Genomic DNA, 15,670 nt, shown 5'->3' on the forward strand with positions numbered 1-15,670 from the left:
CGGGGTAGTGGCGTCGTAGCCGGTCATCACGTCGACGACAGGCGCTCGGCGCGGAGCGCGGAGCGCCGCAGTTTGCCCGCCGCGTTACGCAGGGGAGTCGTGACCAGTTCGATGGACCGAGGCCGTTTGTGGGGTGACAGGCGGGTGGCCAGGAACGCGTCGATCTCCTCGGTCGTCGTCGGACGGCCTTCCTCGATCTGGACGATGGCGTGGACGCGGTTGCCGCGGTCCGGGTCCGGCAGGCCGATGACCGCGCCGGACAGGACGTGCGGGTGCTCGGTGAGCGCGGCCTCGATCTCGGCGGGATAGACGTTGACCCCGCCGACCAGGAGCATGTCCGAGCGGCGATCGTGCAGGTAGAGATAGCCGTCCGCGTCGAACTCGCCGATGTCGCCGAGGGTCGACCAGCCGTCCCGTTCCTCCGTCTCGGCGCCGATGTAGCGGAAGGCGGGCGGCTTGCCCTCCGTGACGCGCATGAAGATCTCACCGGCTACTCCTGGCTCGTTCACCGGCGCGCCGTCGAGGCCCATGATCTTGATCTCGCCCCAGGTGGGACGGCCCACCGAACCCCGGTGGGCCAGCCACTCGGTACCGGAGATGGTGCAGCCGGCCTGGGCCTCGGTCCCGGCGTACAGCTCCCAGATCCGGTCCGGTCCGAGCCAGTCGATCCACGCCTGCTTGGTCGCCGGCGGGCACGGTTCGGCGCAGTGCCACACCGAGACCAGCGAGGAGAGGTCGTAGCGGTCGCGGGTCTTCTCGGGCAGGGCCAGGATGCGTCGCATCATCGTCGGCACCAGATACACCCAGGTGATCCCGTGCTCCTCGACCTCTGCCAGCACCCGCTCGGCGTCGAAACGCTGCAGAAGGGTGACGGTGCCGCCGTTGAACAGCGTCGTCATGGCCGTGGAGAAGGGCGCGTTGTGGTGCACCGGCGCGGTGACAAGGGACTGTTCGCCCGGCCTGAGACCCCACGCCTCCATGTCGAAGGGGTTGAAGGCCCCCTCGGCCCCCGAGAGGATGATCTTCGGCCTGCCGGTCGATCCGCCCGACGTGGGCGCCTTCCACGAGGGACCCACTTCTGTCACGAGGTCGCCACCCCCGGCGCCCTGACGGCGAAGTTCCGCGACCGTGGTCGCCCTGAACCGGCCGTTCCCCGCCGGTGTGGCCGGATCGAGGCCGACGACCACCGCCGGATCGGACAGCGTGAGGATCGCCTCCTCCTCGGGCGGCGCAAGCCGCGTCGACAGCGGCTGCGGCACGGCACCGAGTCTCAGGCAGGCGAAGGCCGCGGCCACGACGTCCACGCCGTTCGGCAGTGCGAGCGGAACGATGCGTCCGTTCGTCACGCCCGACTGCGCCAGCCCCCGCGCGATCTCGCCGCTCGCCCGGAACAGCTCCGCCCACGTCAGCTGATCCTCCCCGGAGCGGACCGCGACGGTCTCGGGACGCTCAGCCGCGTACGCCTTGGGGATGTCACCGAGGGGGAACCCCGGTCGGGGGGTGAACATGGCGATCTCTCCTCGTGGTTCGCGATGCCGGGCCGCTGGTGGGTTCCGTACGGTTCTGAGCGGACGGGACGTAGGAAACATAGGGAACATCTGGGAATTCAAGCCTCTCCGGGGCGTCCGGACAGTCTCCGGCCGACCGTTCAGGCGTACAGCTGGGTCCCGGGAAGCTTCTCCGGATCGGCCCGTACCTCCGCCGGGTTCGTCTCGGGCAGGAACCACGCGCTGACGAAGGTGATCAGACCCATGAGCGCGATGTATACCGCGACCAGGGTGGTCGTTCCGGTCTTGGCGATCACGGTGGTCATCAGGACCGGTGTGCTGCCGCTGACGGCGATGGCGGACAGCTGGTACGCGAAGGAGGCACCGGAATAGCGGACGTCGGGGGCGAACAGCTCGCCGAGATACGCGGCCATCGGGGCGTAGGTCAGCCCCTGGAAGAGGAAGCCGACGCTGACGGCGATGAAGACCAGCGGGACCGACGCCGTGTCCACCAGCGCGAAGTACGGGAACGCCCAGGCCGCTACGCCGAGCCCGCCGACGAGGATGAGCCTGCGCCGGCCGAAGCGGTCGGACAGATGGCCCGCGTAGGGGAGTATGCCCGCCATGAGGGCCGAGCTGAGCAGGGTGGCGGTCAGCAGTGAGTTGCGCTCCATGTGCAGCGTCGTGGTGCCGTAACTGAGCAGGCCGGTGATACTCACGTAGAAGAGGCTGTTCGTGGCGGACAGCGTGCCGCAACCGAGCAGAATCGTACGCCAGTTGCGGCGAACGGCTTCGGCGATGGGAGCCCGGACCACCCGTGCCTGCGCGGTCCTGGCCGCCGCCTCCTGCAGCTCGCGGAAGTCCGGGGTGTCCTCGACCTTGCGCTGGATGTGCAGCACGACGGGGAACATGACCGCGCTGAGCAGGAACGGGATGCGCCAGCCCCAGCTCAGGAACGCGTCGCTCGATACGACGCTGCTGGTCGTGGTGAAGATCAGGTTCACGATGATGACCGCCACCGGGACGCTCGTCTGGCCGAAGGTGCCGGCGAACCCGCGGCGTTTGGGGTGGGCCGACTCCGTGAGAAGGAGCGCGATGCCGCCCCACTGGCCGCCCGCGGCCGCACCCTGCACGAAGCGCAGCAGCACCAGCAGAACCGGGGCGAGCGTGCCGACCTTCGCGGCGCTCGGCAGACAGCCGATGAGGAACGTCGCGACGGCCATCCCTGTCAGGCATACGACGACCGTGGGCTTGCGGCCGTACCTGTCACCGAAGTGACCGGCGAGGAGACCGCCGAGCGGCCGGGCCACGAAGCCCGCCCAGAAGGTGCTGAAGGACAGCAGAGTGCCCATGAAGGCGGATGAGTGCGGGAAGAAGACGTGCGGGAAGACCAGAGCCGCCGCCGTACCGTACAGGAAGAAGTCGTACCACTCGATCGAACTGCCGATCAGTCCGGCTACGAGCAGTTGCCAGCCGGTGCGGCGTCCGGAGGCGGTGGCGGGGTCGGAGCTGTTGCCCTGGATGGGGGCCTGCGCGGAAGAGGCCATGGGAGGCATCCCTCGGTTCTCGGTAGGGCTGCGACCTGCGTCACAACTCTGTGTCGTGCGGCGAGAGTAGAGCTGAGCAGGCGCTTTGCAGGATGGGACGGAGATACACTCCTGGCGCTCACGCGGTGGAGGAAACCTCCACCTGCTCGCTTCTCGTGGAGGCCGGACCGATGCCACGCACCGACTCCGACGCGCAGGATGCTCGCGATCAGGGTGGAAACGCCGAACACCACGAACTGGCCGCTTACCGTCTGCGCCGCGAGCGCGAGCTGACCAGCCTCTACGCGACGGCCCGTTCGCTTGCCGTGCTCGGGGAGGTCGACGTGGTGCTCCCGTCGATCGTCCGAGAGGCACACGAGCTGATCGGCAGCGACTTCGCGTACCTCTCGCTCCTGGACGCCGACGGCAACCTCAGGCTCAGGGCGTCCGCGGGCACCATCTCACCGGAGTTCTCGTCCGCGCGGATGCCCCCGGGGGCCGGCCTGGGCGGACGGGTGATCGAGACCAGGGCCCCCTACTGGGTCAGCGACTACCGCGCGGCCGACGGCATCGACCACAACTCGTGCTTCGACCGGCTCGTCGGCGACGAGGGGCTCGTGGCGCTCCTCGGGGTGCCGCTCCTGGTCGGCGATCGGGTGATCGGTGTCCTCTTTGCCGCCGACCGCACCGAGCGCCCCTTCCCGAAGGACGAGGTGGCCCTTCTCAGTGCCTTCGCCGACCACGCCGCCATCGCCCTGAACAACGCCCGGCTCTACGAGGAGAGCCGGGTGGCACTGCGGCGGCTGCGGGACGCCTACCGTGTCATCGAGGGCCAGGTCGCCACGATGGAACTGGCCGCGGCGGTGCACGAGGCGCTGACCCACGTGGTGCTGACGGGCGGCGGGCCCGGTGACATCGCACAGCTGCTCGTGGACCACCTGGAGGGTGCGGTCACGATACGGGACCGTGACGACAAGGTCGTCGCGAGCCGGTGCCCCGGCTCCGCGACGCCAGACGTCGACCCGCCGCTGGAACGGGAGCTGCTGGAGGAGGCACGGCGAACCGGCCGGTGTGTCCACGGCCGCGGCGACGACGGTACGGTCCTCAGCGTGGCGGCCATCCAGGCCGACGGCAGCCATCTCGGTTCTCTGTCTCTGTGGCGGCGGGCGGCCACGGACTCGGCGGATGTCCGGATGCTGGAACGCTCCGCGCAGATCACCGGCCTGCTCGTGCTCATGCGCGAGGCCCGCGTCGAGGCGGAGGAGCGGGTGCGGGGCGAACTGCTCACCGAACTGCTGTCCCGCCCCCCGCTCCACCCCGTCCACCCGACCCTGCGTGACCGCGCGCTCGCCCGTGGCATCGACGTGGACCGCCTGAACGTCCTCGTGGCGGCCGACTGTGCCGGGCGTCCCGCCGCCGACGTCGTCCGCGAGCTGCACGCCGCCTCCACCGAGTGGTCCGGACTCGCGGGCGAATACCTGGGCCGGGGGACGATGCTGCTGCACACCGACGACCCGGAGACGGCGGCCGCGGCGTTGCACCACCGGCTCCGTCACCGTCTGGGCTCCCCGACCCTCGTGGTCCTCGACCGCGTCACGGGCCATGACCGCTCGCGCTCCTTCACCCTCGCCCAACGCTGCCTCGACGTCATGCGCTCCCTCGGTGACACCGACCGTGGCGCCACCACCCGTCACTACGCCATGTACGCCCTTGTCTTCGACCCCCGACGCGCCCACGAACTGCGGGACTTCATCTCCGACACCCTCGGTCCCCTCCTCGACTACGACCGCCGCCGCTCCACGGACCTCGTGGCCACCGCCGCCGCCTTCTTCACTCACTCGGGCAACCTCAGCCGAACCGCCCACGCCCTCCACATCCACACGAACACCCTGCTGAAGCGGCTGGACCGCATAGGGGCGGTCCTGGGAGCGGACTGGCGCGCCGGTGACTGGGGACTGCGCGTACATCTCGCCCTGCAACTGCATCAGTTGAGGCGGGCGCCCGACGGGCGGGTGGCGGAGGGAAGGTGAGCGGCGCCGCCCCGACGCACGGTCCTGGACGGGTTCCGCGCACCCGGCACGCCGCCGGGCACGCGCGCTGCCGAGCGTGACGCGGCAGCGTCCATCCGATGCCGATCACGGCCGTCGAGGGCGTCCACCACGCTCATTGCGACACCACGCCGTATGAACGGGCCCGCGCGCAGCGGAGGTCGGGACGCACCGTATGAGGTCCCGGGCGGCGTGGGTTCCGGTGTGCGGTGGTGTCCGGCCCCGGACAGTCGCAGGGCATTCCCGCAATCCACCCGTCACGCTCCGCGCCACCTGCCCGACCGCGACACCGTCGGATTGAACCGATACACACGGCGTCCAGCCGTCCCTTCTCCGGCCCATGAGGCGGCCACGCGGAGATCACCCAGCCGTGAGAACACGACGACTGTCCGGAACCCTCGCCATGGCAGACACCGTTGCGACAGGAAGAGCCGACTCGTCTGATCCATTGACCCCGACGGAATGCGCTCGTACATTGCCAACGTCCCAGTCGATTGAAACGTTTCATTCCGCGGTGATGGTCCTGCCGCGACTTGGAGGGAAGCCCGTGCACAGTCGCTGGCGCTGGAAATCATCACGATGGCTCACGGTCATGACCCTGGTGGGGGCGGTGGTCTTCGGGGTGTCGCCGGGCGGTCCGGGAGTCGCGGTAGCCGCGTCCGGCCGGATCACCGTTGGACAACTGACCGTGGACGGCACGGTGAACCCGCTCGGCACCGACGACACCCGGCCCAGCCTCGGCTGGCAGTTGCACTCCTCCGCGCGCGGAGACCGGCAGACCGCGTACCGCGTCCTGGTGGCGAGCAGTCCGAAGCGTCTGACCACCGAGGACGCGGACGTCTGGGACAGCGGCCGGGTGTCCGACGCGGACTCGGTCGGAGTGGCCTACGGGGGACCGGAGTTGACCTCCTCGCGTGCCTACTACTGGACTGTGCGGGTGTGGGACGCGCACGGCAGGGCCTCCCAGTGGAGCCCGACCGCGCACTGGGAGACCGGTCTGCTGAACGCGGCGGACTGGCAGGGCGCTCAGTGGATCAGCCCGGACACCGGCAACAGTTACTCCTGGTCGGACTTCACCCTCGACGCGGACTTCACCATCAAGACCGGTGCGGCGAGTGTCCTGTTCCGGGTGAAGGACGCACAGGACTACTACATGTGGCAGATCAACGCCGCGCAGGCGGCCGGCAAGGTGCTGCTGCGTCCGCACGTCCAGTCTGGCGGCCGGTTCACCAACCTCGGCGAAGTCGATCTCAGTCCGGTCATCACCACCGCGAACGTCAACGCCCCGCACCACCTGACCATCAGAGCCGAGGGCAGCGGCATCACCACCTCGATCGATGGCGCCCAGGTCGACTCCCGTACCGACACCACGCTCAGCGCGGGCACCCTGGGCTTTCGCAGTTCAGTGACCAACGGTGTTGCCGAGGACGCCCTGTACGACAACATCGCGGTTCACGGCACGGACGGCGCCGCTCTCCTCTCCGACGATTTCAGTACCTCACCCGACCCGCTCTTCCCCGACAGCCCGGTCACCGGCGGTCAGCTCGAACCCAGGGGCGACCCGACACTGCTCGACGCGGAACCCGACGCGCCGATGCTGCGCCGTGCCTTCTCCCTCGACAGAACGAAGGTCGCGACCGCCCGCGCCTATGTGTTCGGCCTGGGCTTTTACGAGTTGCACCTCAATGGGGCCAAGGTCGGCGACCAGGTGCTGGCCCCGGCCTCCACTCCCTACGACAAGCGCGACCTCTACACGACATACGACGTCACCGACGACCTCAAGAGCGGCGCGAACACCGTCGGGCTGTGGCTCGGGAACGGATACGACGAACGCTTCAGCCCCTACGGCTTCCGCTGGTCCGGGCCTCAGCAGGCCGTGATGCTGCTCGAGGTCAGCTACGCCGACGGCCGTCGGCAGACCATTACCACCGACAGCAAGTGGAGTTGGTCCACCGGCCCGATCACCAGCAACGGCATCTACGCGGGCGAGTCCTACAACGCACAGTTGGAGAAGGACGGGTGGGACAAGCCCGGCTTCGACGGAACTCGCTGGCAGCCGGTACGGACCGTGCAAGCGCCGACCGGCACGCCGGCGGCCGCCACCCTGCCGCCGATCCGGGTCACCGACACGCTCGCGCCGGTGAGGCTCACCGAGCCGAAGCCTGGCGTCTACGTCTACGACTTCGGTCAGAACATCGCCGGCTGGGAGCGGCTGCACGTCAAGGGCGTGGCGGGCAGCACCGTACGGATGCGCACGGCCGAGGAGGTCGGTGCCGACGGCATGCTCGACACCACCACCAACCGGGCGGCGGCGGCCACCGACCGTTTCACCCTGGCAGGTACTCGCACCACCGAGACGTACGAACCCCGCTTCACTTACCACGGGTTCCGCTATGTCGAGGTCACCGGCTACCCGGGCACTCCGACGACGAAGAGTCTCGACGCCAGGGTGGCGCACGCCGACGTGGCGTCGACCGGCATGTTCTCCTCGTCCGATGCGCTGCTCGACCGGATCTGGCAGAACAACAGGTGGACCATCCTGAACAACTCGATGAGCCTGCCCACCGACAACCCGGTCCGTGACGAACGCACCCCGCCGGGCATGGACGTACAGGCGTATCACGACGCCTCCGTGCGGGAGTTCGGTATGGACGGCTTCTACGCCAACTACCTCCAGGACATGCCGCCCGGCACTCCGCTCCCCAACGACGGGGGCAACGCCCAGCAGCCCGACATGGGCGGCGACCAGATCACCCTGGCCTGGGCCCTCTACGAGCAGTACGGCGACCGCGCCACACTCGAGACCGCGTACCCGGCGATGAAGAAGTTCGTCGACACCAACGCCACCGACGTGCCCGGACACATCTGGCCGGCCGGCAGAGGGTTCGGCGACTGGTGCCCTCCCGACCGCAGCTCCAACGCGAACGGCGGCCTCGGCAACCCGAACGCAGGCAACTGCACCAGCGAAGTCTCGGTGGTGAACACCGCCCTGTCGTACCTTCAGGCCGTGGATGTCGCCAAGGCGGCCGAGGCACTGGGCCACCGCGACGACGCCGCGCATTTCACCCACCTCGCCGACGCCATCAAGCAGGCGTTCAACACCGAGTTCCTCAACGCGGCCGGCGACACCTACGGCGACGGACGCCAGACGACCAGCGTGCTGCCGCTCGCCTTCGGCATGGTCCCCGCGGAGAACGTCGACAAGGTCGGTGCCCAGCTCGTCAACACCATCCTCACCAAGGACGCCGGTCACCTCGACACGGGCATCTTCGGCACCCGCTACCTCATGGACGCGCTCGCCGTCATCGGCCGGACCGACGTGGCGATGACGGTATTGGGCCAGCGCACCTATCCCGGCTTCGGCTACGAGATCACGAAGGGGGCGACGACCTCGTGGGAGGAGTGGACCTACGCATCGAGCATGGAGAGCCACGACCACGCCATGTTCGCCGGTATCAACGCCTCCTTCTATACGCAACTGGGCGGCATCCAGCCGACCGGCCCCGGCTACAGCACCGTGGCCATCGACCCGCAGATCCCGCCGGGCCTGCGCCACGCGGCGGCATCCATCGAGACCGTCCGCGGCCGGGTTGCCAGCTCCTGGACAAGCGACGGCGACAGCACCACCCTTGACGTCACCATCCCGGTCGGCAGCACCGCGACCGTCCATGTCCCGCACCTCGGACAGCCCCTTGTGACGGTCCGAGCCACTTCCGGTGCGCGACCGCAGAACAGTGGCGATGACGAGACCGTCTACAGGGTCGGCTCCGGCCACTGGAAGTTCACCGTGACCGGCCACAGCTGAGACACTCACCCTCCCATCCGGTTCCGTCAGAGGGCCCCGCCTCTCTGACGGAACCGGCGCACGCCACGCCACCGCCACCAGAGCGCAGGCCGGCAGGGGCCGGTGTCATCACCGATCGGCAACCGGTGTCAGAACCCACCCGCGGCGCCAGTGCGGAGCATCAGCTGGTGGTCTCCCCGGGCCCGGATTTCAGGCCCCGTCGGCGTGGACCGTTCGTAGGTCAGGTGCGGCCGGTCCGGGGCACCGGCAGCCCGTCCAGGCCGATGTTCACCATGGTGTCCGGGTCGTTCAGGTGTCGGGCCGGCTCGAAGCGGATCCCTTGACCGGGCTCTGCGCGATGTCCCTGTCCGCTGCCTCGATGAGAGCCCGTACGGCGGCCGCCGCGGCCGCGCCGTCCCGGGTCTCGACGGCTCGCACGACGGCCCGGTGACCTGGCAACGAGGCTTCCACCGCACCGGGGGTCCGGGTGCTGACCAGGAAGCTGTGTTCCAGCGCGACGTGGACAGCCCGGCCCAGTGAGCCGAGGAGAGGGTTGCCGCTGGCGTCGAGCAGGGCTTGGTGAAAGGCGATATCGGCCTCGACGTACCCCGTGCCGCCGGGCTCCGCCGCCGCGGCCTCCATGGCCGCCACATGGTCGTACAGGGCTCGGACCTCGTCGGAAGTGGCCCGGCCGGCAGCGAGCCGGGCCGCTTCGGGTTCGACGACCCGGCGAAGTTCACCCGTGTCACGCAGCAGAGCCGTGGCGTTTTCGGCCTGTTTCCAGCGCAGCACGTCCCGGTCCAGGTGGTTCCACTGCTTCGGGGGCAGCACGCGGGTACCCGTACGCGGGCGCACATGCAGCATCCCCTTCGCCACCAGTGCCTTGACCGCCTCGCGCAGGACCCCTCGACTGACGCCGACCTCGGCGGCCAGCGCGTCCTCGACCGGCAGTGTGTCACCGGGCTTCCATCCGCCGCCCACGATCCGTCGCCCGAGTTGGTCGACCACGCGTTGGTGCATGGTCGGGAAGTCCACCACGATGTCCGCCTCCCCCCTGGACGCCATTCATCGAATCATTTAATGATTGCCTGACAGGGTACGGCCTGCGGGTCCCCACCCCCATGGCCCCACCCGAAGCGGACCACGTCACAGCCACGGGAGTGCGTGTATGACCGAGGGTCGAGAAGCCGGCAGCCGGAGCCAGGCATGGTTCGGCGCACAGGGTCGCAGCGGCATGGTGTACCGCTCCTGGATGCGCAACCAAGGACTCGGCCACGAGGTGTTCGACGGGCGTCCCGTCATCGGTGTCGCGACGAGCGCCTCGGAACTCGCACCGTGCAACACCCATCTGACCCAGGTCGCGGAAGCAGTCAAGAGGGGAGTGTGGCAGGCGGGTGGGCTGCCTCTCCAGTTCCCCACCATGGCCACGGGCGAGACCCTGATGCGCCCCACCGCCATGCTCTATCGCAACCTCATGGCGATGGAGGTCGAGGAACTGATCCGGGCCAACCCCCTTGACGGCGTGGTGCTGCTGTCAGGCTGTGACAAGACGACACCCGCCATGCTCATGGGCGCCGCGAGTGTCGACCTGCCCGCCGTCATGGTCACCGGCGGCCCGATGCTCAACGGCAAGTACCGCGGGCAGGACGTGGGATCCGGCACCCACGTGTGGAAGTTCGAGGAGGAGTTCAAAGCCGGCCGGATGACCGCGGAGGAGTGCTTCTTCGCGGAAGGGTGCATGGCCCGTTCCCACGGGCACTGCATGACTATGGGGACCGCGTCGACGATGGCTTGTCTGGCCGAGGCGCTGGGCATGCAACTGCCGGGGTCCGCGGCCTGGCCGGCGGTCGACGCACGTCGGATGGAGACCGCGCAGGCGGCGGGGCAGCGCATTGTTCGCATGGTGGAGGAGGGCCTGCGCCCCTCGCGGATTCTGACCCGGGAGGCGTTCGAGAACGCCGTCCGGGTCAACGCGGCCATCGGCGGTTCCACGAACGCCGTCATCCATCTCATCGCCATCGCCGGGCGTGTCGGTGTCGGACTGGGTCTGCAGGACTTCGACGACCTCGTCCGGGAGGTGCCGACCCTGGTCAACCTGATGCCCAGCGGCAAGTACCTCATGGAGGACTTCTGTTACGCGGGCGGACTGCCCGTGGTCATGGCCGAGCTGCTGCGCGGCGGACTGCTGCACGGCGAACAGATCACGGTCACCGGCCGCACCGTCGCTGAGAACGCTGCGAACGCCGAGAACGCCGAGAACGCCGAGAACACGGAGAGCGCCGATCGCGCAGACTCCGACGTCATCACCGGCCTCGACGCCCCGTTCCAGCCGGCCGGCACCGGTATCGCCGTCCTCAGGGGGAACCTGTGCCCCGACGGTGCCGTGATCAAGCAGTCCGCCGCGTCACCGCACCTGCTCACCCATCGTGGACCCGCACGCGTCTTCGACACCCCGGAGGCATACCACGAGGTGGTCGACGATCCCGAACTCGACATCGACGAGAACACCGTGATCGTCATCCGCTACGCGGGCCCCCGGGGTTACCCCGGCATGCCCGAGGTCTCCAACGTCCCGCTGCCCGCGAAGCTGCTGAAGGCCGGCGTCAAGGACATGGTGCGCGTCTGCGACGGACGGATGAGCGGCACCGGGTACGGGACGGTGGTTCTGCACGTGTCGCCCGAGGCCGCCGTCGGCGGGCCACTCGCCCTGGTGCGCGACGGGGACTTCGTCGTTCTCGACGTCCCGAGCCGCACCCTGCACCTGGACGTGGACGACGCCGAGCTCACGCGCCGTCGGCTGGCGTGGCGCGCGCCGGCCGAGCGGTACACCAGCGGCTACACCTGGCTCTACACCCAGAACGTGGAACAGGCCCACGAGGGCGCGGACTTCGGTTTCCTGCGCGGCAACCGCGGATACGAGGTCCCTCGCGACTCCCACTGAGCACCGGTCCAGTCGCCTCACACCTCGAACCCAGGGGAGCGTTGACCGTGGAATCGGAAACAGCCCATCCGCGGCCGGTCCTGACCGCCGGCACCGTCCTGCCGGAGGACGCCGACCGAGCCGCGCTCGTCGCACGCGTCCATCACCCCGAGTGGGACGGACCGTGCGTGGCAGCGGTCCGGGGCGAGCAGGTCGTCGACCTGACGGCCGTCGTGCCCACCGTCTCCGACCTCATGGAACGCGACGACGCGGCGGAGGTCGTCCGCGATGCCGAGGGCGGAGACGTCTGGTGCCTGGACGACCTGCTCGGGGCACCGGTCGGCCGCCGTGACGTTCCGCACCTGCTCGCCCCGGTCGATCTGCAGGTGATCAAGGCCGCCGGCGTCACCTTCGCCCGGAGCCTGATGGAACGCGTCATCGAGGAACGCACGGGCGGCGATCCGGCTCTGGCCGCCATGATCCGGGCCCGCGTCGGTCAGGTGGTGGGCGGCACGCTCGAAGGCGTCCGTCCCGGGTCCCCGGAAGCGGACAAGGCCAAGGAAGTGCTGGTCTCCGAAGGACTGTGGTCGCAGTACCTGGAGGTCGGGATCGGGCCGGACCCGGAAGTGTTCACCAAGGCCCCGGTACTGTCCGCGGTCGGAACCGGCGCATACATCGGGGTTCTCGGCACCTCGGTGTGGAACAACCCTGAGCCCGAGGTCGTCCTCGTCGCGGACTCACGCGGCCGGATCCGGGGAGCGGCACTCGGCAACGACGTCAATCTCCGCGACGTGGAGGGACGCAGTGCCCTGCTGCTGTCCCGCGCCAAGGACAACAACGCCTCGTGCGCGATCGGCCCCTTCGTCCGCCTGCTCGACGACGGCTTCGACCTGGAAGCCGTACGTGGTCTCGACGTCGACCTGCGGGTCGAGGGGACGGACGGATACGTGCTGCACGGCAGGAGTTCCATGCGGGAGATCAGCCGCGACGTAATGGACCTGGTGGCCGCCACACACGGACCGCACCACCAGTATCCGGATGGCTTCGTGCTCTTCACCGGAACGCTGTTCGCTCCCACCGAGGACCGGCAGGCGCCGGGCGCGGGCTTCACCCATGAGTACGGCGACCTGGTGCGGATCTCCAGCCCGAGACTCGGCGCCCTGGTCAACACCGTCATCGCCAGCGAGCGGGCCGCGCCGTGGACATACGGCGTCGGAGCCCTGATGCGCAATCTCGCCCGGCGAGGCGTGCTGTGACGGCACGTCGGGTTGCCGCCTGGCCACGGGGGCCCGGCGGCCGTCCCTTGGTGCCGCCGACACCGAGGTTCCCCGTCCCTGTCGTGCCAGGCCAGGCCAGGCTAGGCCAGGCCAGGACGGGGACGGCCCGGCCGCGCGTGCGCAGCGCCGCCGCGGTGTGCGCTGCGCACCCGGCTTCATGCCTGGCCGACCGGCTCCTGGCGGATCGTGGCGTGCAGGCGCCTCGTGTGATCCACGTGACGAACGGTCCCGGTCAGCGTGACGGCGGCCGTCAGGCGTCGATCCGTGCTGGAGGCGGCCAACCGCAGTTCCAGCTCACCCGGTTCGACCACCCGTCGCCCGTCGCGTCCGGTGAAGGAGGCGATGTCTGCCGGGACCGTGACATGCAGACGCCGTGCAGCGCCCGGTTCGAGGTCCACCCGTGCGTAGCCGACGAGGCGTTGCACCGGCTGGACGACGGACGCGACGGGGTCGTGGAGATAGAGCTGGACGACCTCGGTGCCCGCTCGCCCACCTGAGTTGCGGACGGTGAAAGCGAAGGCGAACTCGCCGTCCGTCGGTGTCTCCCGCACGTCCACGATCAGATCTGTCCAGTCGAACCGCGTATAGGCCAGGCCGTGGCCGAAGGCGAACGCGGGGGTCGGGTCGATGTTGGACACCTCGTTGGCGTGCGCCAGCCGGGCCCCGAGGTAGCCGGCCGGCTGGGAGCCCGGCCCGCGCGGGACGCTGACCGGGAGACGGCCGGAGGGATTGGTGCGGCCGCTGAGCACTCCGGCGATCGCGCGCGTGCCCTCTTCCCCCGGGAAGAAGGACTGCACGATCGCTGCGGACTCCTCGACGGCGCGGCCCAGAGCGTACGGTCGTCCGCAGAGCAGCACCGTGACCACGGGTGTCTCAAGGTCGAGCAGCGCGTCGAGCAACTGCTGCTGCGCACCGGGCAGCCGCAGGCTCTCCGCGTCACAGCCTTCGCCGCTGGTGCCGCGCCCGAAGAGCCCGGCGCGGTCACCGAGCACCAGCACGGCTACATCGGCCTCGCGCGCCGCCCGGACCGCCTCGCCGATACCGAGGAGATCTCCGTCGTCCACACCGGTTCCGCGGGCGACTGTGATCTCGGCGTCGGGAAACTCCTCGGTGAGAGCTTCGCGCAGCGTGGGCAACTCGATACCGAGGGGGGTCGCAGGATGGTGCATGCCGATGTGCTGGGGAAATGAGTAACAGCCCAGTACGGCGACGGGCTCGTCGCTGTTGGGGCCGAGCAGCGCGATACGGCGGGGCCTCTCCAGAGGCAGGGTGCCGTCGTTGCTCAGCAGCACGACCGCTTTCTCGGCGACCGCGCGGGCCAGCGCGCGGTTCTGCGGACCGTCCAGGTCGATCCGGCCGCGGAGTGCGGCCGGATCGACCAGGTCCGCTCCGTCGAGTGCGGCGGGGAAAGGGCTCCAGTCGGGGTCGAGCAGCCCGAGCATCGCCTTTTGAGTGAGCACTCGGCGCAGGGCGCGATCGACCAGTGCCTCCGGAACACGGCCGTCGGCGACGGCTTCGGTGAGGGGTACGCCGTATGCCTTGACATTGGGGAGTTCCACGTCGATGCCCGCGCGCAGTGCCGTTCCGGCGGCGTCGTCCCAGTCGGCCGCGATGCCGTGCAGAGTTCTGAGGAAGGCGACGGCGAAGTAGTCCGAGACGACAGTTCCGTCGAAGCCCCACGTGTCGCGCAGCAGTCCGGTGAGCAGTTCCTCGTCCGCACCGGCGGGCATGCCGTCGGTGTCGGTGTAGGCGTTCATCACTGACCGGGCGCCGCCTTCACGGATCGCCATCTCGAAGGGGGGCAGCAGCACGTCGGCGCGTTCACGGGGTCCTACGGAGGCGGGAGCGAGATTACGCCCGGCACGCGAAGCGGAGTGGCCGACGAAGTGCTTGAGGGTCGCGATGATCCCGGCGGACTCGAGGCCCTGTACGTAGGCGGTCCCGATGGTGCCCACGAGGTAGGGGTCCTCGCCGATGGTCTCCTCGACGCGGCCCCAGCGGGCGTCGCGCACGACGTCCAGGACGGGCGCGAGTCCCTGGTGGACGCCCACGGAGCGCATGTCCCGGCCGATGGCGGCCGCCATGCGCCGCACCGTGTCCGGGTCGAAGGTGGCGCCCCAGGACAGTGGAACGGGATAGGCCGTCGCTCCCCATGCGGCGAAGCCGGCCAGGCACTCGTCGTGGGCGAGAGCGGGGATGCCGAACCGGTTGGTGGCGGCGACACGGGTTTGGGTGCGAGCCAGGGAAAGCGCGCCCAGGGCAGGGTCGACGGGGCCTGTGCCGAAGGGGCGGGTCAGCTGGCCCAGTCCATCGGGCAGGAGCGCGTCGAGATCGACGGCTTCCTCCATGTCGTGCTGATGGGGGGCTACTTCACCGCCCTGATCGGAGGCCCCCACCCACACTCCGTACAGTTGGGCGGTCTTCTCCTGCAAGGTCATCGCGTCGATCAGGGCGTCGACTCTGGCGGTGACGGGGACGGTCGGGTCGTTCCAGACCGAGACGGAGGGGGAGTTGTCTGCAGCCACGTGGGAATTCACTTTCCTCCCATGTCTGTCAGCCCCTTGAGCGGGCCCGACGGGCGAACGGGTAGACGGGCGGAACTGGGGCTGGGGATCCAGCCTGATCGCG

The 15,670-nt window shown here is 69.5% G+C and carries 7 protein-coding genes and 2 pseudogenes; 5 read left to right on the forward strand and 4 right to left on the reverse strand.

The annotated features are described in order from the left end of the window. Positions 1-26 precede the first annotated feature (26 nt). Positions 27-1,508, reverse strand: coding sequence for an AMP-binding protein (locus tag ACZ4O3_RS40665; RefSeq protein ID WP_467727333.1), 1,482 nt, complete (start codon positions 1,506-1,508; stop codon positions 27-29). Between the two features lie 140 nt (positions 1,509-1,648). Further along, entirely contained in the window at positions 1,649-3,034 is a 1,386-nt protein-coding gene (locus tag ACZ4O3_RS40670; protein ID WP_362713874.1) for an MFS transporter, read from the reverse strand. Positions 3,035-3,204: 170 nt separating this feature from the next. Between ACZ4O3_RS40670 and ACZ4O3_RS40675 the strand changes: the two genes are divergently transcribed. The 3 genes and pseudogenes from ACZ4O3_RS40675 to ACZ4O3_RS40685 form a co-directional block, all read left to right on the forward strand. Beyond that, positions 3,205-5,043, forward strand: coding sequence for a helix-turn-helix domain-containing protein (locus ACZ4O3_RS40675; protein WP_467727335.1), 1,839 nt, complete (start codon positions 3,205-3,207; stop codon positions 5,041-5,043). Positions 5,044-5,653: 610 nt separating this feature from the next. After that, a pseudogene (locus tag ACZ4O3_RS40680) lies at positions 5,654-6,055 on the forward strand (glycoside hydrolase family 78 protein); the annotation flags it as partial. Between the two features lie 579 nt (positions 6,056-6,634). Next, positions 6,635-8,866 (forward strand): annotated as a pseudogene (locus ACZ4O3_RS40685) (family 78 glycoside hydrolase catalytic domain); the annotation flags it as partial. Positions 8,867-9,154: 288 nt separating this feature from the next. On the opposite strand, the gene ACZ4O3_RS40690 reads toward ACZ4O3_RS40685, so the two are convergent. Continuing rightward, positions 9,155-9,910, reverse strand: coding sequence for a FadR/GntR family transcriptional regulator (locus ACZ4O3_RS40690; protein WP_467727337.1), 756 nt, complete (start codon positions 9,908-9,910; stop codon positions 9,155-9,157). 103 nt (positions 9,911-10,013) lie between these two features. Here ACZ4O3_RS40690 and ACZ4O3_RS40695 point away from each other — a divergent pair, with 103 nt between their 5' ends. Both ACZ4O3_RS40695 and ACZ4O3_RS40700 read left to right on the forward strand, forming a co-directional pair. Then, entirely contained in the window at positions 10,014-11,786 is a 1,773-nt protein-coding gene (locus tag ACZ4O3_RS40695; RefSeq protein WP_467727338.1) for an IlvD/Edd family dehydratase, read from the forward strand. Between the two features lie 47 nt (positions 11,787-11,833). Then, positions 11,834-13,021, forward strand: a complete 1,188-nt coding sequence (locus ACZ4O3_RS40700) for a fumarylacetoacetate hydrolase family protein (protein WP_467727340.1) — start codon at positions 11,834-11,836, stop codon at positions 13,019-13,021. Between the two features lie 176 nt (positions 13,022-13,197). Here ACZ4O3_RS40700 and ACZ4O3_RS40705 read toward each other — a convergent pair whose 3' ends face one another. Continuing rightward, the gene (locus ACZ4O3_RS40705) at positions 13,198-15,579 is read right to left on the reverse strand and encodes a beta-xylosidase/alpha-l-arabinosidase (protein WP_467727341.1); all 2,382 of its coding nucleotides are present in this window, start codon (positions 15,577-15,579) and stop codon (positions 13,198-13,200) included. Between the last annotated feature and the right edge of the window lie 91 nt (positions 15,580-15,670).

Source organism: Streptomyces sp. NPDC026515 (genome assembly GCF_055567595.1).

Excerpts from the sequence above, each read along its gene's own strand:
- ACZ4O3_RS40665 (WP_467727333.1), bottom strand. The coding sequence starts at position 1,508 with ATGTTCACCCCCCGACCGGGGTTCCCCCTCGGTGACATCCCCAAGGCG.
- ACZ4O3_RS40670 (WP_362713874.1), bottom strand. The coding sequence starts at position 3,034 with ATGGCCTCTTCCGCGCAGGCCCCCATCCAGGGCAACAGCTCCGACCCC.
- ACZ4O3_RS40675 (WP_467727335.1), top strand. The coding sequence starts at position 3,205 with ATGCCACGCACCGACTCCGACGCGCAGGATGCTCGCGATCAGGGTGGA.
- ACZ4O3_RS40690 (WP_467727337.1), bottom strand. The coding sequence starts at position 9,910 with ATGGCGTCCAGGGGGGAGGCGGACATCGTGGTGGACTTCCCGACCATG.
- ACZ4O3_RS40695 (WP_467727338.1), top strand. The coding sequence starts at position 10,014 with ATGACCGAGGGTCGAGAAGCCGGCAGCCGGAGCCAGGCATGGTTCGGC.